This window comes from Mycobacterium sp. NPDC003449, from assembly GCF_053588415.1.
This window is the reverse complement of the sequence record NZ_JBSFPX010000117.1, coordinates 1-22,566: the sequence shown is the minus strand read 5'-3', so window position 1 is coordinate 22,566 and position 22,566 is coordinate 1. Positions and strand designations below refer to the sequence as shown.

The window sequence follows — 22,566 nt, the reverse complement described above, 5'->3', positions numbered from 1 at the left end:
GATTGACACCTACCCCGCTGGCCCGTTGGCGGGACCGATGCCTGGGGATGTTGCTCACATTATCTATACGTCGGGGACGACGGGCACTCCGAAAGGTGTTGCGGTTACGCATGGCAATGTGACGCGGCTGTTTGATGGTCTTGATGTGGGTGTGGGGTTGGGTCCGGGTCAGGTGTGGGCGGCGTGTGCGTCGTTGGCGTTTGATTATTCGGTATGGGAGATCTGGGGGGCGTTGTTGCATGGTGGGCATCTGGTGGTGGTGCCTGAGCAGGTGACCCGGTCACCGAAGGACCTCCAGACTCTGCTGATCCAGGAGCAGGTCAGCGTGTTGAGTCAGACGCCGTCGGCGGTAGGGATGTTGTCGCCGGGTCAGTTGGGGTCGGTCGGGGTGTTGATGGTGGCTGCTGAGCCGTGCCCGGCTGATGTGGTGGATGGGTGGGCGTCGGGTCGGGTGATGGTCAATGGGTACGGGCCGACCGAGACGACGGTGTATGCCACGATCAGCCGGCCGTTGCAGGCGGGTTCGGGTGTGGTGCCGATCGGTGTGCCGGTGCCGGGGGCGGCTTTGTTTGTGTTGGATCGGTGGTTGCGGCCGGTGCCCCAGGGTGTGGTGGGCGAGCTGTATGTGGCGGGTCGTGGTGTGGGCCTCGGGTATGTGCGCCGGGCGGGGTTGACGGGTTCGCGGTTTGTGGCGTGTCCGTTCGGGTTGCCGGGTGCGCGGATGTATCGGACCGGGGATTTGGTGTCGTGGGGTGTCGATGGGCAGTTGCGGTATGGCGGGCGGGCCGATGAGCAGGTCAAGATCCGCGGGTACCGCATCGAACTCGGCGAAATCACCGCCGCGCTGGCGGCCCATCCGCGGGTGGCGCAGGCGGTGACCGTCACGCACACGGCTACATCCGCCGCAGGCCCTGGCGACACGCAGTTGGTGAGCTACGCCGTGCTGGACACGGCGATGCTGCTGGTCCGCGAGCCCGAGCGGGAGGCGCAACTGGTGCAGCAGTGGCAGGGGGTGTACGGCGGCCTGTATACGGGCGAGTCCTTCACCACCGGCGCCCCGACGGAACTGGGCGAAGACTTCGGCGGATGGAACAGCAGCTACACCGGCGAACCGATCCCGCTGCCCGAAATGCGGGAGTGGCGTTCGGACACGGTGAACCGGATCCTGGCGCTGCGGCCGCGCCGGGTGCTCGAAATCGGGGTGGGGTCGGGACTTCTACTTGCCCACGTGGCTCCCGAGTGCATCGAGTACTGGGGCACCGACTTCTCCGCGCCGACGATCCACACGCTGCGGGTCGGAGTGGATGGACAGCCGTGGGGGGATCGGGTCCAATTGCGGGTGCAGCCGGCTGATGCCTCAGATGGACTGCCGCCAGGGCACTTCGACGTCGTGGTGATCAACTCGGTCATCCAGTACTTCCCGAGCGCGGGTTATCTGCTGGACGTGCTGTCCGTCGCGATGCGGTCATTGGCACCGGGTGGCGCGCTGTTCCTCGGTGACGTGCGCAATCTATCGCTGCTGAGTGCGTTCACCACCGGTGTGGTGTGCGCAGAAACCAGCGGTGGCGAAGACGCCGGGGTGGTGGCCGAACGGGTGCGCCGGGAGATGCATGCCGAGCAGGAACTGCTGTTGGCGCCCGAGTTCTTCGCGGCACTGCCGCAGCATCTGCCCGACATCGCCGGGGTGGAGATCCAACTCAAACGGATGCGGTCGGTCAACGAACTCAGCCTCTACCGATATGAAGTGGTGCTGCGTAAGGCGCCCGCTCGGACACGTTCGGTCGCGGATCTGCCTGCAGAACCCTGGCAGCGATTCGGAACCCTGACGGCGCTCGACGAATATCTGCGGTCGCAGCGGCCTGAGGAACTGCGGGTGACCGGGATGCCGCACGCGGCGGTATGGCCGGATGTGGCGATGGCGGGAGCGTTGGCCCACACCGGTAATCGGATGACATTAGCCGAATTACGTTCCCGTGCAGGCGTATCTCCCGATGCGGTGTTGCCGGACCAGTGTCATCTGCTTGGGCAGGAACTGGGTTATGTCACGGCGGTGACGTGGTCGGCGAATGCCGGCCTGGTCGACGTCATATACACCCGGCCGGCGGATTCACCCGCTTGGTCAGACGTGTACCTGCCGAACGCACCGATCGGCTCGCTCGCCCGTTACGTCAACGACCCGTCGGCCATCGAACGAGTTGCCGAGTTGCGCGGCTTTGTCAGCGGCAGACTGCCGGAGTACATGGTGCCGGCCGCGATCATGGTGTTGGATGCGCTGCCGCTGACCGTCAATGGCAAACTTGACCGCCGGGCACTGCCGGCGCCGGAATTCAGCAGCGGGGTGGTCTATCGGGCTCCGCGCGATCAGCGGGAGCGGGCGCTGGCCGCCCTGTTCGGCGAGGTTCTCGGTGTCAATCGGGTCGGCATCGACGACGGGTTCTTCGACCTCGGCGGGCATTCGCTGTCCGCCACCCGGCTGGTCGCGCGGGCCAGGGTCGAACTCGGCGTTGATGTCCCCATCCGGGCGCTGTTCGATGCGCCCACCGTCGCTGCGCTGGCCGAATGGGTCGGCACCCATGCCGCGGAACACGCGGGACCGGCCTTGACCGTCCAGGAGCGGCCCGCGGTGTTGCCGTTGTCCTACGCCCAGCAGCGGCTGTGGTTCCTGGATCAGTTACAGGGCCCCTCGCCGGTCTACAACATGCCCGCGGCGTTCCGGATCACCGGGGTGCTCGACGGTGATGCATTGGGGGCGGCGCTGGGTGACGTGGTGGGGCGCCACGAGAGTCTGCGCACAGTATTCGTTGCCCCCGAGGGCATTCCCCGACAGGTGGTACTGCCCGAAGACCAGGCCGATTTCGGCTGGCAGGCTATCGATGCACGGGCATGGCCGGCTGAGCGCCTGGCGGGGGCCATCGGCGCGGAGGTGGGCCACAGTTTCGACCTGTCCGGCGAAATTCCCGTGCGCGCCACGCTTTTACAGACCGGTGACGATGAGCATGTGCTGGTGGTGGTGGTGCACCACGTCGCCGCCGACGGCTCCTCGATCAGGCCGCTCCTACGCGATATCGGGGTGGCCTATGCGAGCCGCTGTGCAGGACAGACCCCCGCCTGGACGCCACTGCCGGTGCAGTACGCGGATTACACCCTGTGGCAGCGCGAACATCTGGGTGACCTGGCCGATCCCGACAGCGTGATCGCCGGCCAGGTGGCGTACTGGGAGCAGGCGCTGGCCGGGTTGCCCGAGCGGTTGGAATTGCCGACCGATCGGCCGTACCCGCCGGTGGCGGAACACCGCGGAGCGAGTGTGGCGGTGCAGTGGCCGGTCGAGCTGCAGGAGCGGATTGCCCGGGTGGCCCGCCAGCACGATGCGACCAGTTTCATGGTGATGCAGGCCGCGCTGGCGATCCTGTTGTCGAAACTGGGCGCCGGCGCCGATGTGGCGGTGGGCTTCCCGATCGCCGGCCGGCGTGACCCGGCGTTGGACGATCTGGTCGGCTTCTTCGTCAACACCCTGGTGTTGCGGGTGAATCTGGCCGGAGATCCTACGATGGCCGACTTGTTGGCCCAGGTGCGCCGGCGTAGTCTGGCCGCCTACGAGCATCAGGATGTGCCCTTCGAGGTTCTGGTGGATCGGCTCAACCCCACCCGAAGCCGCACCCATCACCCGCTGATCCAGGTGATTTTCGGTTGGCAGAACTTCGCCGTGCAGGACGGTGGCGAACCGACTGGCGACCAGGCCGCGGAGTCACTGCTCAGTGATGTGCAGATCGAACCGTTGTCCGCCGACACCCATTCAGCCCGGATGGATCTGGCGTTCTCACTTGAGGAACGCTTCACCGCGGCCGGTGAGCCGGCCGGGATCGGCGGGATGGTGGAGTTCCGTACCGACGTGTTCGACGCGGACAGCATTCAGACCCTGATCGACCGGCTGCAGCGGGTGGCAGCGGCGTTGGTCGCAGATCCGAGCCGTTCGGTGTCGTCGGTGGATGCGCTCGACACCGGCGAGCGGGGGCATCTCGATGCGATGGGTAACGTGTCGGCGCTGACCGCCTCGACGGCGCCGACGTCGGTCCCGGAGTTGTTCGCGCAGCAGGTCTCTCGCGCCCCGCGGACGGTGGCGCTGCGCTTCGAGGGGCGCTCGGTGACTTACCGCGAGTTGGAAGCGGCGTCGAATCGGTTGGCGCACTTACTGGTCAGCCAGAATGTCGGTCCCGGCCGGTGTGTGGTGTTGCTGTTCAACCGGTGCGCCGAGGCCGTGGTGGCGATGCTGGCGGTGCTCAAGACCGGGGCGGCCTATCTGGCGATCGATCCTGCCGTGCCGGATGCGCGGATCGAGTTCATCATGGCTGATGCCGTGCCGTCGGCGGCGATCACCACCGCGGCCCTGACCGGTCGGCTGGCCGGATTCGGTCTTCCGGTCATCGATGTCGATGACCCCGGCATCGACGACCATCCCGATACTGGCTTGCCGGCACCGGCGGCAGCGGACATCGCGTACGTCATCTACACCTCGGGCACCACCGGCACCCCGAAGGGCGTGGCCATCACCCACCACAACCTGACCCACCTGGCGGCGTCGATGCCTGCCGGGCTGCCGCGCAATCAGGTGTGGACGCAGTGCCATTCGTACGCGTTCGATTTCTCGGTCTGGGAGATCTGGGCCGCGCTGTGCAGCGGCGGTCGGCTCGTGGTGGTGCCCGAAGACGTGGTCGGCTCACCGGAGGACTTCCACGACCTGCTGGTTGCCGAGCAGGTCAATGTGCTGACCCAGACCCCTTCGGCGGTGTTGGCGATCTCTCCGGAAGGTCTGGGATCGGCGGCATTGCTGCTCGGTGGTGAGGCCTGTCCGGCCGAGGTTGTGCAACGGTGGGCTCCCGGGCGGGTCGTGATAAACGCCTACGGGCCGACCGAGGCGACGGTATACGCATCGATGAGCGCACCGCTGGATGCCGGGTCGAGTGTCGTCCCGATCGGTGCGCCGGTGCCGACGACGGCATTGTTCGTGCTGGATCAATGGCTCCATCCAGTGCCCGCAGGCGTGGTCGGTGAGTTGTATGTGGCGGGCCGCGGCGTGGCGATGGGCTATCTGCGCCGGTCCGGGCTGACCGCATCACGGTTCGTGGCATGCCCGTTCGGCGCGAACGGTTCGCGGATGTACCGCACCGGAGACCTGGTGCGGTGGGGTACCGACGGGCAGTTGCAGTATCTGGGCCGGTCCGATGAGCAGGTCAAGATCCGTGGCTATCGAATCGAATTGGGGGAAATCCACACTGCGTTGGCCGGTTTGGCGGGGGTGGAGCAGGCGGCGGTGATCGCTCGTGAGGACCGCCAGGGCGACAAGCGTCTGGTCGGCTATGTCACCGAAACCGTCTCTGGAGCGGTCGACCCGGACCAGGCGCGGGCGGCGCTGGCCGAACGGCTCCCGGCCTACATGGTTCCGTCGGCGGTGCTGCCGCTGGACTCGCTGCCACTGACCGTCAACGGAAAGCTCGATATCCGGGCGCTGCCCGCACCGGACTACACCGCGGGTACATATCGGGCCCCGACAACTCCTGCCGAGGAGGTCCTGGCGGGCATCTACGCCGAGGTGCTCGGGCTCGAGCGGGTAGGGACCGACGACTCGTTCTTCGACCTGGGCGGTGATTCGCTGTCGGCGATGAGGGCCGTCGCCGCGATCAACAAGACTTTGGACACCCAGCTGGCGGTGCGCGTCATGTTCGATGCGCCGTCGGTACGAGGCTTGGCCCGGCAGTTGGAATGTGCCGACAGTTCGCAGGAAGTGCTGCCCGTCGACGTGCTCAAACAGGGTGCCGGTGTTCCGTTGTGCTGCATTCATGACGGCTTCGGGCTGAGTTGGTCGTATCGGGCCCTTGGCGAGTACGTCGACGGACCGATCATCGGGCTCAACCAGATAGGTGAGGAAGCCGAGTCGGTGTCGATACGCCGCATGGCGGTCAGCTACGCCGACCGGCTCCAAACCCTGTATCCCGAGGGGCCTTACCGGCTTCTCGGCTGGTCCTTCGGCGGGGTCGTCGCACATGAACTCGCCATCGAGCTGCAGCGACGCGGGTGCGAGGTCCAACGGCTGATACTTATGGACGCCGCGTTGAACCTGAACAAGGCCAGGGGGTTGAGTGCGAGCGCGTACCGGACCGTCGCCAAGAACCACGCCCTGGCCGAGGGGTTGGTGCTCGACTACATCCTGAGCGCCAATCAGGTTGACGTGCCAACACATCGACGCCCACTGAGCTATCGGCGAGCGGAGAAGATCGCTGCCCACAGCGGGACGCCTGGATTCACTCCGCCGCCGAAGGCGCTGGTGGAGTTCATGGTCAAGAGCCTCAACGCGAACCAGTTGCGTCTGCTGGAACACGAACCCGAGGTCTTCGACGGCGACATCGTCATCTTCTCCGCGGCACGGCATCGAAGCATCGACAACGGTGGTGCACCGGTCAGATCACGGTGGCGGGGGATGCGAAACCGGATGGCCGTCCGGGCCCATCTGCAGAGCTGGCGACCGTATATCGCCGGTGAGATCACCGCACATTCGGTCGACTGCACGCACTATGAGATGTTCAGCAGTGAGTCGCTGCGCGAATACGGTGAGCGACTGAGGCTTTCACTCCAGGACTAGGAACGCCGTCACCAAACCCCCGGAACCAGGCGGTAGCGAACCTTCTGCATGTAGTCGCGGTACCCGTCGAGTTCCTGCTGGAGCAACTCTTCCTCGTCGCGGATACGCAGGCCGAGTATCGCGACGCCCGGAATGAGGAAGACGAGCCCCCAGTAAGAGCCGAGCGCGAGCGGGGTGCCCACCAGGAGGAGCACGTTGCATGCGTACATCGGGTGGCGCACCAGCCCGTACAACCCATCGGACACCACCTGTTGACCGGACTCCACCCGGACGGTTACCGCCGCGTGGCTGTTCTGCACCAGTACCAGCCCGATCAGGCTCATCCCGGCGGCGACCAGAACGTTGCCGGCCAACGAGGTCACCACCGGCGCAGCAGACCAACCGAAACGGTGATCGAGGGCGCTGACGATGAGCATCGCGCCCCACAACACGAAAACGCCACCCGCGACGACCTTCTGCAGCCTCCGCGTTTCGGTCGCAGGCATTCGCCGCCGCAGCACCGCGGGGCTGCGGCGCAGCAGGTAGACGCTCGAGATCAAGCCCGAGACGCCGACCACCACCAGGAACACCCAGGCCTGCCAGTAGCACATCGTGCCCGCTGCCGCAAACAGCAGAACTCCGGAAGCGATGGCCCCCTCAAGCGCCGATATCGTTGCTCGGACAACAATATTCACGGGACCTCCCCATGCCCGCAGAATGATGCCTTGGCTAACAGTGTACTGCGGTCCGGCGGGGCCGGCTGTAAATTTACTGTGAGGAAAATTCGGGCGGTGGTGGCGCCCCTCAGATCGTACGGGCCAGCCGGTCCGCCAACAGCGTGGCGAACTTCGCCGGATCGGTGAGCTCGCCGCCTTCGGCGAGAAGGGCGGTGCCATAGAGTAATTCGGCGGACTCGGCGAGACCGTCCAGCGATTCGCCGCCGTGATCCCGGTGCGCCCGCTGCAGGGCGGTGATGAGGGGATGCTGCGCATTGATCTCGAGGATCCGCTTACCGGCCGGAACGTCCTGTCCGGAAGCCCGGTACATCCGGGCCAGGGCCGGCGTGATTCCGAAGGTCGGGGTGATCAGGCAGGCCGGTGATTCGGTCAGGCGGGTGGACAAGCGTACTTCCGAGACGTCATCGCTCAATGTCTCCTTCAACCAGGTCAGCAGATCAGCGAAGTCGCGCTGCTGTTCCTCGCGCTCGGCCTCGTGAGTCGCTTTATCGGCTTCGGAGTCGAGGTCCACCTCGCCCTGGGCCACCGATTGCAGTGGCTTGCCGTCGTACTCCCGCACCGAACCGACCCAGATTTCGTCGACCGGATCGGTGAGTAACAGCACCTCGTAGCCCTTGGCCCGGAAGGCTTCCAGATGCGGTGACTTCAGCAGCTGCTCGCGCGACGGTCCGGTGGCATAGAAGATCTGGTCCTGCCCTTCCTTCATCCGGTCGACGTACTCGGCCAGCGTGGTCTGTTCATCCTCGCTGTGCGTCGAGCTGAAGGAGGAGAGGCGGAGCAACGTGTCCTGGTTGTCCGTGTCCTGCATCAGTCCCTCTTTGACGACCGCGCCGAACTGAGACCAGAACGTGCGGTAGTCCGCGGGGCGCTGGGTCTGCAGCTCGCCGATCGTCGAGAGGACCTTCTTGGTCAGGCGACGCCGGATCACCGTGATATGGCGATCCTGCTGCAGGATCTCCCGAGAGACGTTGAGCGACATGTCCTGGGCGTCGACGACGCCCTTGACGAACCGCAGGTACCGCGGGATCAGTTCGTCACAGTCGCCCATGATGAAGACGCGTTTGACGTACAGCTGAACCCCGATCTTGGCGTCCCGGGTGAAAAGGTCGAACGGGGCGTGTGAAGGGATGAACAGCAACGCCTGGTACTCGATGGTGCCCTCGCCCTTCATCGTGATGACCTCGAGCGGGTCATCCCAGGCGTGGGCGACGTGTTTGTAGAACTCCTGGTACTCCTCGTCGGAGACTTCGTCTTTGGGCTTGGCCCACAAGGCCTTGCCGGAGTTGAGCGTCTGCGTCTCGATGGTGACGGTTTCCGCGCCGCCCGCTTCGGCGGCGGGTGTGCGCCGCTCGACCTGCATCTGGATGGGCCAGGCGATGAAATCGGAGTACTTCTTGACGAGTTCCCTGATCTTCCACTCGGCGGTGTAATCCGGCAGCTGATCTTCGACGTCTTCCGGCTTGAGGTGAAGTATGACCGAGGTGCCCTGCGGGGCGTCATCGACGGATTCGATGGTGTAGGTGCCGTCACCGCTGGACACCCACCGGGTGGCCCCACTTTCACCTGCCTTGCGGGTGAGCAGTTCGACCTGGTCGGCCACCATGAACGTCGAGTAGAAACCGACGCCGAACTGACCGATCAGCTCTTCGGAATCGGCGGCTTTCTTGCTCTCCCGCAACCGTTGGCGCAGTTCTCCGGTACCCGACTTGGCCAGCGTGCCGATCAGGTCCACGACTTCGTCGTGGGTCATGCCGATGCCGTTGTCGCGGACGGTGAGGGTACGTGGATCCTGACCCGTCTCGATCTCGATGTGGAGGTCGGACGCGTCGACCTTGAGGTCCTTGTTCCGCAGCGTCTCGAGGCGCAGCTTGTCCAGTGCATCGGATGCGTTCGAGATCAACTCGCGGAGAAAAGAATCCTTGTGCGAATAGACCGAGTGGACCAGCAGTTCCAGCAGCTGGCGTGCCTCCGCCTGAAATTCCAACCGTTCGACGCGTTCAGACATGCGATCCCATCCGACAGAGCAACCTTGATGACCGATTTCGCCGAAGATGATACCGAGGGCGCCGGCGGCCGGTGTCGGCAATGGTTCACAGACCGCCCATGCCCCGCGCTACCAGCGAAAGTCCGACCACCGTCAGGATAGCGGCGACGAATTTGCGCTGGTGGACCCGCGCCCAGTCGTGTACCCGGCGCAGTATCGCCTGAGTCCGCTCCGGTGCGAACAGGTTGCTGACGAGGATGATCTCCTCCACGGTGAGCACGGCGACGACGAACGCCATCATGGCCACCAACTGGACGCCCATGGATGCGCCCGAGGCGATGACGATGCCGAGGGCGAAGAAGACTCCGTCGAGTGGTGGCAGAAAAATAATGCCGATGACGAAGGAGATCCATGGAGATCCCTCGCGCCACGCACTGCGGGCCCGGCTGAGCATCCGCCGCACCGGCGACCCGGCCTCCGCCACGTCCGGGTCGGGGTGCAGCAACCTTCTGAGGATGGGCGGAACTGACGAATCAAGGAGCAATGTCGAGGTTTTGGTGGTTCCGTCGAGATCTTGACCCGAAGGTCTCGCGGTGTGTTGGGGTGCTCGGGTGAGCGCGTGCACGACCAGCACCAGGGCGATCAACAGCAGTGCCGCACCCACACCGATCGCGGTGCGCTGCGCGACCGGGCTCGTCGTCGGGTGGGCGAACTTCGCCGCGAAAGATGCCGACGCCGGCGTTGCGTGCAGCACGATCAGTGGAAGGAGAAGGCTGAACAGCCCCACCATCATGGCGCCGATCCAATAGGCGAGCAGATTGTGCATGGGCCGGGGCCGGGAGAGCACCAGCAGGATCAAGCCGAGACGTACCGGATTGATCGTCGTCAAGAGTGCCAACGCCAACAATGATCCCCACATGGCGAGATGCTACCTTTCAGAATATTTGCTGAATTGCTTGTTGGAGATTCCAAAAAGCTTGTTACTAACTGGGTTTTTCGCAGTCGTCGGCGTATCTGAACCGTTGCTCTTGGATGACCGGTATGCCACCAGCACCGTCGGGCCCCGCCTCCGGCTACGGAACTCGACGCTGATCGCCGGGTCGGCGTGCCGGGCGAGCGCTCGCAGCGCCGACGGGCTGTAGGCGCGCAGCCCACTGATCACCGCGTCGTGGATCGCCGCGACCCGGGTGAACGGCAGTGCCGCCGCCAGCATCGCCAGGTGCAGCGGCGGCGACGGACGGCGGACGTCGATGATCAACAACTTCGTCGCGGCCCGGGTCCCTTCGGCGAACACCCGCGCGGCCGACTCGGGCGGCAAATGGTGCAACGACAGTGCGAACAGCGCCAGGTCGAAATGCTGGTCCGGGGCGTCGATCGCGGTCGCATCAATCACCTGCACCGTGGCGCGGGGATGGCGGCCCAGGTCGCCCGCGGCAATATCGGCGACGAACGTGGCATCGATGTCGGTGACCGTCACCTCGGCGGTGCGATGAAGCTCCAGCAGCGCGCGCGACAGCCCGCCCAAACCGCACCCCAGCTCAAGGATCCTCGGCGAGCCGAGATCTGCCACCTCGTCGAGCGCCATCCTGGCGTACTTCTGGTAGGTGCCGAACCGTGGACGGCGCCCACCGCGGTCGATCGCGTGGACCACCTTTCGCTTCAGCTCGTCGACGTCGTCGCGGTCCAGGTACTCCAGCCGTCCGGTCTGCAGCCGCCGGGACAACCAGGAGGCATCCGGCCCGCCCCTCGGCATGTCGACGATGTCGCGCGTACCCGCGTCCATCGGTTCAGGCGACTTCCACGGGTGCGAGTTTCTCGCACAGCAGCTCGGCCAGACCGTGAATGGTGGTGATGCCGGTGGCCGAGATCCGCACCCCGGTCTCGGTCTCGATGCGGGTACGCAGTTCGAGCGCGCCCAGCGAGTCCATCCCGTACTCGGAGAGCGGGCGGTCGGGGTCGACGCTGCGCCGCAGGATCAGGCTGACCTGGTCGGAGATCACCTGCTGCAGCCTGGCGGTCCACTCTTCGGGAGGCAGCTCATCGAGCTCGGCGCGCAGTCTGCTTGTGCCCGTGGAGTTCTGCCCGGTCGACCGGAAGGCTTCGGCGAACGGGCTGCGTTCGGCGAACATGGTCAGCCAAGGCGCACCCATCACCGGCGCGTACCCGGTGTAGGGGCGGTCATGACGCAGCAGCGCCTCGAACGCGTACGCGCCTTCTTCGGGAGCGATGGCGACGCCGGTGCCTTCCGCCATGGCGGCACCGCGGCCGATCCGGCCCCAGGGCCCCCACGCGATCGCGGTGGCCGGTAGACCCTGGGTCCGGCGCCACAGGGTGAACGCGTCCAGCCAGCTGTTGGCCGCGGCGTAGGCGCCCTGCCCGGGTGAACCGACCAGTGCCGCCGCCGAGGAGAACGAGCAGAACCAGTCCAGTTGCTCCTCGGCGTCGGCTTCCTGGAGAGCGCGGTGCAGGTTCCACGCACCGTAAACTTTTGGTGCCCAGTCACGTTCGATGAGCTCATCGGTGATGTTGGTCAGCGCCGCATCCTCGATCACTCCTGCGGCATGCAGCACTCCCCGCACCGGGTGGCCGCCCGCGGTCGCCGCGGCCACCAGTCGTCGCGCGGTGTCGGGCTCGGCGATGTCTCCGCACTCGACGACGACGTCGGCACCGGTGGCCCGGATGCGTTCGATCGTCCGCAGCGCCTGCGTGGTCGGTTGCGAGCGTGAGGACAACACGATGCACCCGCACCCGTTGGCGGCCATCCGCTCGCCCATGAACAGTCCGAGGCCTCCGAGCCCACCGGTGATGATGTAGGCGCCGTCGCCGCGGAACACCCGCACCTGGGCCGGTGGAACCACGAGCCGGCTGGAACCGGTACGCGGGACGTCGAGCACCAGCTTGCCGGTGTGCTGGGCGCCGCTCATCATCCGGATGGCGGTGGCAGCGTCGGCGAGTGGGTAGTTGGTGAACTCCGGCATCGGCAGCTCACCGGCCGCGGTGCGCCGATACACGGTGGCCAGCAACTCGGAGAGCCGGTCGGGATGGCTGACCGACATCAGTGCCAGGTCGACCGCGTAGAAGGACAGGTTGCGCCGGAAGGGAAAGAGCCCCAGCCGGGTGTCGCCGTAGATGTCGCGCTTACCGATCTCCACGAACCGCCCGCCGAATGCCAGCAACTCGAGGCCCGCGCGCTGCGCGGCTCCGGTCACCGAATTGAGCACGATGTCCACGCCGTAGCCGTCGGTGTCGCGGCGTATCTGATCGGCGAATTCCACGCTGCGCGAGTCGTACACGTGCTCGACGCCGATGTCGCGCAGCAGCTGCCTGCGCTGCTCGTTGCCCGCGGTGGCATAGATCTGCGCTCCGGAGGCACGGGCGATCGCCATCGCGGCCTGGCCGACCCCGCCGGTTGCCGAGTGGATCAAGACCTTGTCGCCCGCGGTGATACGGGCCATATCAATGAGCCCGTAGTAGGCGGTGGCCGTCGCGATAGTCAGCGCGGCCGCCTGTGCATCGGTCAGGCCGTCGGGCAGGCTGACGGCCAGGCGCGCATCGCAGGTGACGAACGTACTCCAGCAACCGTCCGCGCACAGACCGCCGACCCGATCCCCGACGTTGTGCTCGGTGACGTCGGGCCCGACCGCGGTCACGACCCCGGCGAAATCGATGCCGAGTTGGGGCAGCCGCCCGTCGAAGGCAGGGTAGCGACCGAACGCGACCAGCACATCAGCGAAGTTGACACTGGAGGCGCTCACCGCGACCTCGATCTGACCCGGCCCCGGTGGAATATGGTCACAGGCCACGAGTTCCATCGATTCCAGGTCCCCTGGTGTGCGGATCTGCAGCCGCATCCGGTCGCGTTCGTGGCTGGCCACGGTGGTCCGGCGCTCCTCCGGGCGCAGCGGGGCCAGACACAGCCGTGCGGTGTACCACCGGCCGTTGCGCCAGGCGGTCTCGTCCTCCTCGGAGCCGGTGAGGAGCTGTTGGGCAAGCTGCCCGGCGAGTTCTTCGGTTCCGGTGGACTCGTCCACGTCGATCTGGGTGGCGGCCAGATGGGGATGTTCGGTGCCGATCACCCGGATCAGGCCCCGCAGCTCGGCCTGCTCCAGGTTGGCCACGTCACCGGCCACCACGGTCTGGGCATTGCGGGTCACGACATACAGGCGGGGCAGCTCGCCGGTCAGCTCCGGCAGTTCGCGGCTGATATGCACCAGCCGCCGCACATACTCGCGGGCCAGCAGCGGTGCGGAGTTCGTATCATCGCCGTTGCGTGGCGACGCCACGATCACCACCCCGGTGAACCGGCAGGCCCGAAGCTTGCCGGCCAGCTGTTCACAGGTCGGCGAGTCGTCGGTCAGGCTCGGCCAGCACATGCTGACGCATTGTGCGCCACGGCCTTTCAACGCGGCGGTCAAACCGGCGGCCACCCCATCCGGCTCGGCGGATGCGCTGACCAGCAACCAGGAACCGGCGTCGGCGTACTCGACCTGCGGCAGTTCCCGTTGCCTCCACTCGACGACCAGCAGGCGTTCGCCGAGAACGTGGTCATCGTGCCCGCTGCCGGAGGCTTCGGTGCCCAGGCGCAACCCATGCACCGTGAGCAGGACGGCGCCGTGCTCGTCGAGCACATCGATGTCGGCCTCGATTCCGGAGGTGTCGGCGTGCAGCACCCGGGTAAGGCAGTAGCGCGCATTGCGTGCCGGTCCGTAGCAGCGCAGCCGGCGCACGCCCAGCGGCAATCCCAGCACGTCCCCGCCGAGCGCCCGGACGCCGGGATGGGCCTCCACGGACTGGAAGCAGGCGTCCAGCAGCGCGGGGTGGACGCCGTACGCGTCCTGCTGTGAGCGGATCGACCGGGGGAGTGCCACCTCGGCGAGCACGGTGTCGGCCTGCGCCTCACCCGTGTACCCGGCGAGGAGACCGGTGAACGCCGGACCGTATTGAATGCCGTGTTCGGCCACCCGGCTACGGATCTCGGCGCCATCCTGCCTGAGAGGATGGGCGGCCAGGACGGCTGCCATGTCACAGGCGGGCGGTTGCTCGCCCTGCGCGGAGTGCAGGACCGCGGTTGCCAGCCGGGCCGATGCGCCGTCCTGATGGGAATCGACGGTGAAATCGACGACGCCCGGCGATGACACCGATGCGGACGCCCCGACCGTCGTCTGCTCGTCGAGCAGCAGCGCCCGCTCGAAACGCAGGTCGCGAACCTCCGCCGGATCGCCCAGCACCGCGGCGGCGGCGGCCAGCGCCATCTCGCAATAGGCCGCCCCGGGAAGCACTGCCACGGTGCGGATCTGGTGATCACCGAGCCAGGGCTGGGCCGAGGTGCCGAGATCGGCCTGCCACACGTGGCGCTCCGGCTCCTCCTGCAGGCGCACGGTGGCGCCCAGCAGCGGATGCACCGCGATCGTGCAGCCGCCGTGGGTGGGAGATTCCTGGCCGCCGCCGGTCAACCACAGCCGACGGTGCGTCCAGGTGGGCAGGGGCGCGTCAACGAGGCGACCCGGCGGGCAGAGTGCCGCGAAGTCGACCGCGGCGCCCGCGCTGTGCAGGTCGACCAGGAACCCGCGCATCCCGTCCGGCAGCTCCTGTTCGCGGCGCATCGCCGCGAGAGCCGTCATCGGTGTTTGGCGGCTGCGCGCGGTCTGCTCGAGGGCGCGGGTGAGCAGCGGATGCGGAGACAGCTCGGCGAAGACCCGGTGACCGTCCTCCAGCGCGGCCTGGACCGCGGAGGCGAACCGCACCATCCGGCGCATATTGGTCGCCCAGTAGCCGGCATCGCACACGGGCTGTTCGCGGGGATCGAACAGGGTCGCCGAATAGAACGGAATCTCCGGCGGCATCGGTTCGAGGTCGGCGAGGGCGGCGGTCAGGTCGTCGACGATCGGCTCGACCTGAGGTGAATGAAACGCGACGTCGACCGGCACCTCGCGGGCCGGCACCCCGCGTTCTTCCCAATCGGCGACCAGGTCGCGAACTGTCCGGGTGGCACCGGCGATCACGGTGGATTCGGGTGAGGCCACGACCGCGACCACAACATCGGTGATGCCGCGACCGGTCAACTCCGAGAGCACGTGTTTGGCCGGTAGTTCGACCGCTGCGGTGGCCCCTTTGCCCGCGATGCGCGACATCAGCCGGGACCGGCGGCAGATCAGCCGCAGCCCGTCTTCCAGTGAAAGCGCCCCCGACACGACGGCCGCCGCACCCTCGCCAAGGGAATGGCCGATGACTGCACCGGGGTGCACTCCGTATGCCCTCATGGTCGCCGCCATCGCGACCTGCATGGTGAACAGCGTCGGCTGCACCCGGTCCTGCCCGGTGACGGTCTGGGGCACCGACATCGCCTCGCGCACCGAGAACCCGGATTCGAGCGCGATCACCGGTTCGGCCTGCGCGACGGTGGCGGCGAACACCGGTTCGGTGGCGAGCAGCCCGGCCCCCATGGCCGCCCACTGGGAACCCTGGCCGGAGAACACCCACACCGGTCCCTGGTCATCACGCCCGACCGCTGCCGGATACGGGTTATCGCCATCGGCCACCCCGCGCAGTGCCGTGGTGAGTGCGAGCCGGTCGCCTGCGCTGACGGCGGTGCGCACCGGCCGGTGCACGCGGCGCCGCGCCAAGGTGTAGGCCAGGTCGGGCAATCCGACCTCGTCGTGCGCGTCCAGCCAGTCGGCCAGCCGGCCCGCGGTGCGGCGCAGTTCCTCGGCCGAGGTCGACGACAGCGGGAACAGCAGCGGTCCGGGAGCCGACGGGGCCGGTGCTTGGGCCGCAGCGGGTTCGGGGGCCTGTTCGACGATGGCGTGCACGTTGGTGCCCGACAGTCCGTAGGACGATACCGCGGCCCGCCGTGGGTGGTTGCCGTTCGTGCACCACGGGGTAACACCCTGTGGAACAAAGAGTTTGGTGTCGATCTGGGCGAGCTGGTCGGGCAGCCGGGTGAAGTGCAGATTCTTCGGGACCACGCCATGCTGCACCGCGAGGACCGCTTTCATGAGCCCGACGGCTCCCGACGCGGCCTGCGCGTGCCCCATGTTCGTCTTCACCGACGCCAGGGCGCAGGGCCCGTCGGTACCGTAAACCCTGGCCAGGCTGGCGTATTCGATCGGGTCGCCCACCGGCGTGCCGGTGCCGTGCGCCTCCACCATGCCGACCGTCCCCGGATCGACCGCCGCGGCGGCCAGCGCGGCCCGGTACACCGCGGTCTGGGCGGCATCCGAGGGTGTCGCGATGTTCACGGTGTGACCGTCCTGGTTGGCCGCGGTGCCGCGGATCACCGCGAGGATCCGGTCGCCGTCCCTCAGGGCGTCGGCCAACCGTTTGAGCAGCATCACGACGCAGCCCTCGCCGCCGACGAATCCGTCGGCCGCGGCATCGAAGGCGTGGCAGCGCCCGGTTGCCGACAGCATCCCCTCGGCCGAACCCGAGGCGAACTTGCGCGGGTCCAGTGCCAATGTGGCGCCACCGGCTATGGCGAGGTCGCTCTCGCCCTCGTGCAGGCTGCGGCAGGCCAGATGCACCGCGGTCAGGCCCGATGAGCACGCGGTGTCCACCGTGAGTGCCGGGCCGTGGACACCGAGGGCATAGGCGATCCGTCCCGAGGCCAGGCTGAAGTTGCTGCCGCTGAATCCGTATGCCGCTTCCAGTGCCTGCGCGTCGGCCGCGAGCATCTGGTAGTCGGCGTGCGTCAACCCGACGAACACCCCGGTCCGCGAGTCCGCCATGGCTTGCCTGGTCAATCCGGCGTGCTCCATGGCCTCCCAGGACGTCTCAAGGAGGAGCCGGTGCTGTGGGTCGAGAGCGGCACTCTCGCGATCGTTGATCCCGAAGAACTCGGCGTCGAAGCCGGCGACGTCATCGAGGAACGCACCCCACTTCGACACCGACCGGCCCGGCACCCCGGGTTCGGGGTCGTAGTATTCGTCGGCGTCCCAGCGATCGGGTGGGACCTCGGTGACGAGGTCATCGCCACGCAGCAGGGCTTCCCACAGTCGTTCGGGGGAGTCGATTCCGCCGGGCAGCCGGCAGGACATGCCGATCACGGCGACCGGGGTGACCGGTGCGGCGCACCCGGTCACAGACTCTGATGAAGCCAATTGCCCTCCTCCCAGCGGCCTTCGGCGGTCGGACCGCTGGCAGGCTCGGTGCCCTGCGTTCGTGCGTCGGGCCCCATGGCGACGCCGGTGTGGTCACGCGGCGGCCGGTGGCTCAGCGCCCGTAGCGGGCGGTCACAGTCATCAACGGTAAATTCGCTGTGGTGCGCTGTACGGGGATCTGGGCAATTCGTCGGCGGATACGCGCGAATGCAAATACTTTGCCGCCTCGGTGCCTCGGGCGCTTCCGGGAGACGTTCCCGGTATTTCGTTCCGTAATAAAAGAAGTTTGCTGTTCTTTCCTGATACGTGGCGGTGATCGCCTACCCTGATGCGCGTGGCCGAGGCGTCCATCCTGACGCTGCTGTCCGAACGTGCCGGACTGCAGGGGGACGACACGGCGGTGACATTTCTTGATTACGAAAAGAATTGGGACGGCGACGAGGAAAGCCTGACCTATGCGCAGCTCTATCGCCGGACCTGCGACCTGGCGCGTGAGCTCGACCGTTTCGGTTCGGCGGGCGACCGGGCGCTGATCCTGGCGCCGCAGGGACTGCACTACATCGTGGCGTTTCTCGGCGCGATGCTTGCCGGACGAGTCGCGGTTCCGCTGGCGGTACCGCTGGGTGGGGTGAGCGACGATCGGGTCGCGTCGGTTCTGCAGGATGCGACGCCGTCGACCGTCCTCACGACCTCGGCGGTCGCGGACGCCGTGACGAGCTACGTCACGGCGCAGGACTGCGTACCCACCCCGGCGATCATCCGGGTGGACGCGCCGCGCCTCGACGGTCCAGCGGGATCAGTCGACGGGGTCGAAAGAGACACGGACATAGCCTATTTGCAGTACACATCCGGATCCACCAGGCAACCGGCCGGGGTGATGATGTCGCACCGCAACCTGATGGCCAACTACGAACAACTCACGTCGGGTTACTTCGCGGAATTCAACAATGTCGTCCCCGAGGGCTCCACCATCGTGTCGTGGCTGCCCTTCTATCACGATATGGGTTTGTACCTGGGAGTCTGCGCGCCCGTGCTGGCCGGTGTTCCCGCGGTGCTGATGAGCCCGGTCGCCTTCCTGCAGCGGCCGGCCCGGTGGATCCGGCTGTTGGCCACCCGGGGCCGCACCTACACGGCGGCACCGAACTTCGCCTTCGAGCTGGCGGTGCGCAAGACGTCGGATGCCGATATGGACGGGCTCGACCTCTCGAATGTGCTCGCGGTCATCACCGGCAGTGAACGGGTTCATCCGGCGACGCTCGAGCGTTTCACCCGGCGCTTCGGCCGGTTCAACCTGGACGCGAAGGTGATACGGCCCTCCTACGGGCTCGCCGAGGCCACGGTGTACGTGGCGACCAGGGAATCGGGTGAGCCACCGGCCATCGTGCGGTTCGAATCCGAGGAGCTGACCGCGGGCACCGCCACCCGTACGACCAACGGCGCCGGTATGCCGTTGGTCAGCTACGGGGTGCCTGCCGCGCCGGCGATCCGCATCGTGGATTCCGAGACATACACCGAATGTCCGTCCGGAACCGTCGGTGAGATCTGGGTCCGCGGAGACAATGTCGCGGCCGGGTACTGGGGGCGACCGGATGAGACGGCGGCCACCTTCGGCGGCAGGCTGGTGGATCCGCCGGTCGGCACACCCGAGGAGCCCTGGCTGCGCACCGGGGACTCGGGATTCATCTCCGATGGCGAATTGTTCGTCATCGGGCGCATCAAGGATCTGTTGATCGTGTACGGGCGCAACCACTGTCCGGACGATATCGAGGCGACGATCCAGGAGATCAGCCGAAGCAGGTGCGCTGCCATCGCGGTTCCGGACGGGTACACCGAGAAACTCGTCGTCATCGTCGAGGTACGGAAACGGGCCGAGTCGTCCGCCGGACCGCCGGATCAGCTGTCGACGGTCAAGCGCGAGGTGACCTCGGCGATCTTCGACTCGCACAGCCTCGGCGTCGCGGATCTCGTTCTGGTGTCACCCGGTTCGATTCCGATCACCACGAGCGGCAAAGTCCGACGGGCCGCGTGTGTCGAACAGTATCGGCACGGCCGCTTCGCCCGTCTGGACGCGTAGGCGGTTCGGTCGGGAAAGGGATGCAGGGGGGTTCGTGATTTGGGAATTCTGAAGCGGGTGTGGATCCCGCTGGTCGTTCTGGTGGTCCTCGGTGCCGGAGCGTTCACCGTGTCCCGGCTGCACGGCGTATTCGGGTCCGAGATTCGTCCGGTCTACGCCGACACCGAACTCGAGGAGCGTAAGCCCTACGACCCCAAACAATTGGTGTACGAGGTGTTCGGGCCGCCGGGGACGGTGGCCAACATCAGCTATTTCGATGTCGACGCCGAACCTCAGTTTGTTGAACAGGCAAGCTTGCCATGGTCGTTGAGGTTCTCGATGACCGAGGCGACCGCGATGGTCAACGTGATCGCACAGAGCGACGGTGACAGCGTCGGATGCCGCATCAGCATTGACGACACGGTGAAGGCCGAACGGGTCGGACAAGGGGAGAGTGCGTTCACCTACTGCCTGCTGAAGGCCGCATGAGCAGCCACGCGATGAGCCGCAGGCCGCCGCTTGTCGCGCGGATCATTCGTGTGCTGGCAGTGCCGATCATCCTCGGATGGCTGGTGATCGCCTATGTCCTCGGTGTGGCCGTCCCCCCGCTGGAGCAGGTGGAGAAGGAGCATTCGGTCTCCTTCATCCCCACCGACGCACCGTCGTTCGAGGCGGTGGCGCGGATGGGACAGAGCTTCGGCGAATCCAGTTCGAACAGCGTCGCGATGATCGTCCTGGAGGGCCGACAGCCCCTCGGCGATGAGACGCACCGCTATTACGACGATCTGATCCGCCAGCTGAAAGCCGACACCGCGCATGTGCAGCACGTGCAGGACTTCTGGGGGGATCCGCTCACCGCGGGCGCGGCGCAGAGCGCCGACAACCGGGCCGTATACGTCCAGATGAGCCTCACCGGCGATCTCGGCCAGGCCAAGTCGGACGAATCCCTGCAAGCCGTGCGCGATATCGTGGCGCGGACGGCACCGCCTCCCGGGGTGCGGGCCTACGTCACCGGCCCCGCGGCGATAGTCGCCGATCTCAGCGACAGCGGGAACCGGACGGTCCTGTTGGTCACCGGTCTGAGCCTCGCGGTGATCCTGACGATGCTGCTGTTCTTCTTCCGGTCGATTTTCACGGCCGTCATCCTGCTGCTACTGGTGGGCGTCCAACTGCAGGTGGCCCGCGGTGTGATCGCATTACTGGGCGACCACGGGTTTCTCGGCCTGTCCACCTACGCGGTCAACCTTCTGGTGACCCTCGGCATCGCGGCGGGAACCGACTACGGCATCTTCTACGTCGGGCGTTACCAGGAGGCCCGGCAGGCCGGGGAAGATCGGGAATCGGCCTTCTACACCACCTACCGCAGCGTGGCCAAGGTGGTGCTCGCCTCGGGTTTGACCATCGCCGGGGCGTTGTTCTGCCTCAGCTTCACTCGCCTGCCGTACTTCCGGACCCTCGGTGTCCCTTGTGCGCTCGGCATGGTAGTTGCGGTTTGCGTTGCGCTGACCCTCATTCCGGCAGTCCTCGCCGCGGGCAGCCGCATCGGGTTGTTCGAACCGAAACGCAGCATCATCGTCCGTCGGTGGCGGCGGCTGGGCACCGCGATCGTGCGTTGGCCCGCGCCCATCCTGGTGGCGACCTTCGCGGTGTCGCTCATCGGGCTGCTGGCCCTGCCCGCCTACCAGCCCGGCTACAACGATCAGAAGTACCTGCCCAAAGACATTCCGGCCAACCAGGGCTATGACGCCGCCGCGCGACATTTCCCGCAATCACTCATGATGTCGCCCGATGTTCTGCTGATCGAGGCCGACCACGATATGCGCAATTCCGCCGATTTCCTGATCTTGAACAAGCTCGCCAAGGGGATCCTGGCGGTTCCCGGTGTCTCCCGGGTGCAGGCGGTGACCCGGCCCGAGGGAATCCCCCTCAAGCACACCACCATTCCGTTCATCATCAGCTCGTCGAACTCCGGTCAGCTCCAGCTGTTGCCGTTCCAGAAAGCCCGAATGGATGATCTGGTCACGCAAGCCGACGAGATCACCAAGACGATCGGCGTGATGCAACGCATGTACGGCCTCATGCAGGAACTCGCGGCGACGACCAACTCCATGGTCGGCAAGACCCACGAGCTCGAGGACGTCACGAACGAGCTGCGGGATCACATGGCGGATTTCGACGACTTCTTCAGACCGGTCCGCAACTATCTCTACTGGGAGCCGCACTGCTTCGACATTCCCATCTGCTGGTCGATCAAATCCCTTTTCGAGGCGCTGGACGGGGTCGACAAGGTCACCGTGACGATGCACGAGCTGATCGGCAACCTGGACCAGCTCAATGCGCTCATGCCGCAGATGATGGCGCAGATCCCGGCGATGATCGCCACCATGCAGAGCACCCAGACCGTGCTGCTGGGGATGCACACCACCATGTCGGGGATCTTCTCGCAGATGGAGGAGATGACCGACAACGCCTCCGCCATGGGCCGGGCCTTCGACACCGCCCAGAACGACGATTCGTTCTACCTGCCGCCAGAGGTTTTCAAGAATGCGGACTTCAGGCGCGTCATGGACGTATTCCTGTCCCCGGACGGGAAGTCGGCGCGCATGCTGATCTCGCAACGCGGCGATCCCGCGACGCCGGAGGGTATCGCGCGGGTCGGCCCGATAAAGACCGCGGCCGAGGAGGCGCTCAAGGGGACTCCGCTGGAAAGCGCCAAGATCTACCTGACCGGCACCGCGGCGATGGCCAAGGACCAGGTCGACGGGTCGACCTACGATCTGTTGATCGCCGGAATCGCGGCGTTGTGCCTGATCTTCGTCATCATGCTGGTGATGATCCGGAGTCTGGTCGCCGCGCTGGTCATCGTGGGTACGGTGGCGCTGTCGTTGGGCGCGGCGTTCGGGCTTTCGGTGTTGATCTGGCAGCACATTCTCGGCATCCAGTTGAACTGGCTCGTCCTCGCCATTTCTCTGATCATTCTCCTGGCGGTGGGGTCCGACTACAACCTGCTGCTGGTGTCGCGGATGAAGGAGGAGATCGGCGCGGGCATCAACACCGGCATCATCCGGGCGATGGGCGGCAGC

At 66.4% G+C, this 22,566-nt stretch carries 9 protein-coding genes; 4 read left to right on the top strand and 5 right to left on the bottom strand.

Translation table 11 applies throughout. From position 1 onward, the window contains the following. Nucleotides 1–6,634 (top strand): amino acid adenylation domain-containing protein (locus tag ACWDTP_RS25025; protein ID WP_450024771.1); only part of this gene is annotated, 6,634 nt, incomplete at its 5' end. Nucleotides 6,635–6,642: 8 nt separating this feature from the next. Here ACWDTP_RS25025 and ACWDTP_RS25020 read toward each other — a convergent pair. The 5 genes from ACWDTP_RS25020 to pks2 all read right to left on the bottom strand — a co-directional run bounded on the left by ACWDTP_RS25020 (nucleotide 6,643) and on the right by pks2 (nucleotide 17,430). Further along, nucleotides 6,643–7,308 (bottom strand): methyltransferase family protein, encoded by a 666-nt coding sequence (locus ACWDTP_RS25020; protein WP_450024769.1) that lies wholly within the window; start codon nucleotides 7,306–7,308, stop codon nucleotides 6,643–6,645. A gap of 109 nt (nucleotides 7,309–7,417) precedes the next feature. Next, nucleotides 7,418–9,355, bottom strand: a complete 1,938-nt coding sequence (gene htpG, locus ACWDTP_RS25015; protein ID WP_450024767.1) for a molecular chaperone HtpG — start codon at nucleotides 9,353–9,355, stop codon at nucleotides 7,418–7,420. A gap of 85 nt (nucleotides 9,356–9,440) precedes the next feature. Then, nucleotides 9,441–10,253, bottom strand: coding sequence for a GAP family protein (locus ACWDTP_RS25010; RefSeq protein WP_450024765.1), 813 nt, complete (start codon nucleotides 10,251–10,253; stop codon nucleotides 9,441–9,443). 9 nt (nucleotides 10,254–10,262) lie between these two features. Next, nucleotides 10,263–11,117 carry a class I SAM-dependent methyltransferase gene (locus ACWDTP_RS25005; protein WP_450024763.1) on the bottom strand — a complete coding sequence of 285 codons (855 nt, stop codon included), beginning with the start codon at nucleotides 11,115–11,117 and terminating at the stop codon, nucleotides 10,263–10,265. A gap of 4 nt (nucleotides 11,118–11,121) precedes the next feature. Further along, a complete protein-coding gene (gene pks2, locus ACWDTP_RS25000) occupies nucleotides 11,122–17,430 on the bottom strand; it encodes a sulfolipid-1 biosynthesis phthioceranic/hydroxyphthioceranic acid synthase (RefSeq protein WP_450024761.1) in 6,309 nt (2,102 codons plus the stop codon). 334 nt (nucleotides 17,431–17,764) lie between these two features. Between pks2 and ACWDTP_RS24995 the strand changes: the two genes are divergently transcribed. The 3 genes from ACWDTP_RS24995 to ACWDTP_RS24985 all read left to right on the top strand — a co-directional run. Continuing rightward, nucleotides 17,765–19,504, top strand: coding sequence for an AMP-binding protein (locus tag ACWDTP_RS24995; RefSeq protein ID WP_450024759.1), 1,740 nt, complete (start codon nucleotides 17,765–17,767; stop codon nucleotides 19,502–19,504). Nucleotides 19,505–19,561: 57 nt separating this feature from the next. Next, entirely contained in the window at nucleotides 19,562–19,972 is a 411-nt protein-coding gene (locus ACWDTP_RS24990) for an MmpS family protein (RefSeq protein ID WP_450024773.1), read from the top strand. After that, nucleotides 19,969–22,566: MMPL/RND family transporter (locus ACWDTP_RS24985; protein WP_450024757.1), on the top strand; the 2,598-nt coding region annotated here is incomplete at its 3' end. The genes ACWDTP_RS24990 and ACWDTP_RS24985, both read left to right, overlap by 4 nt.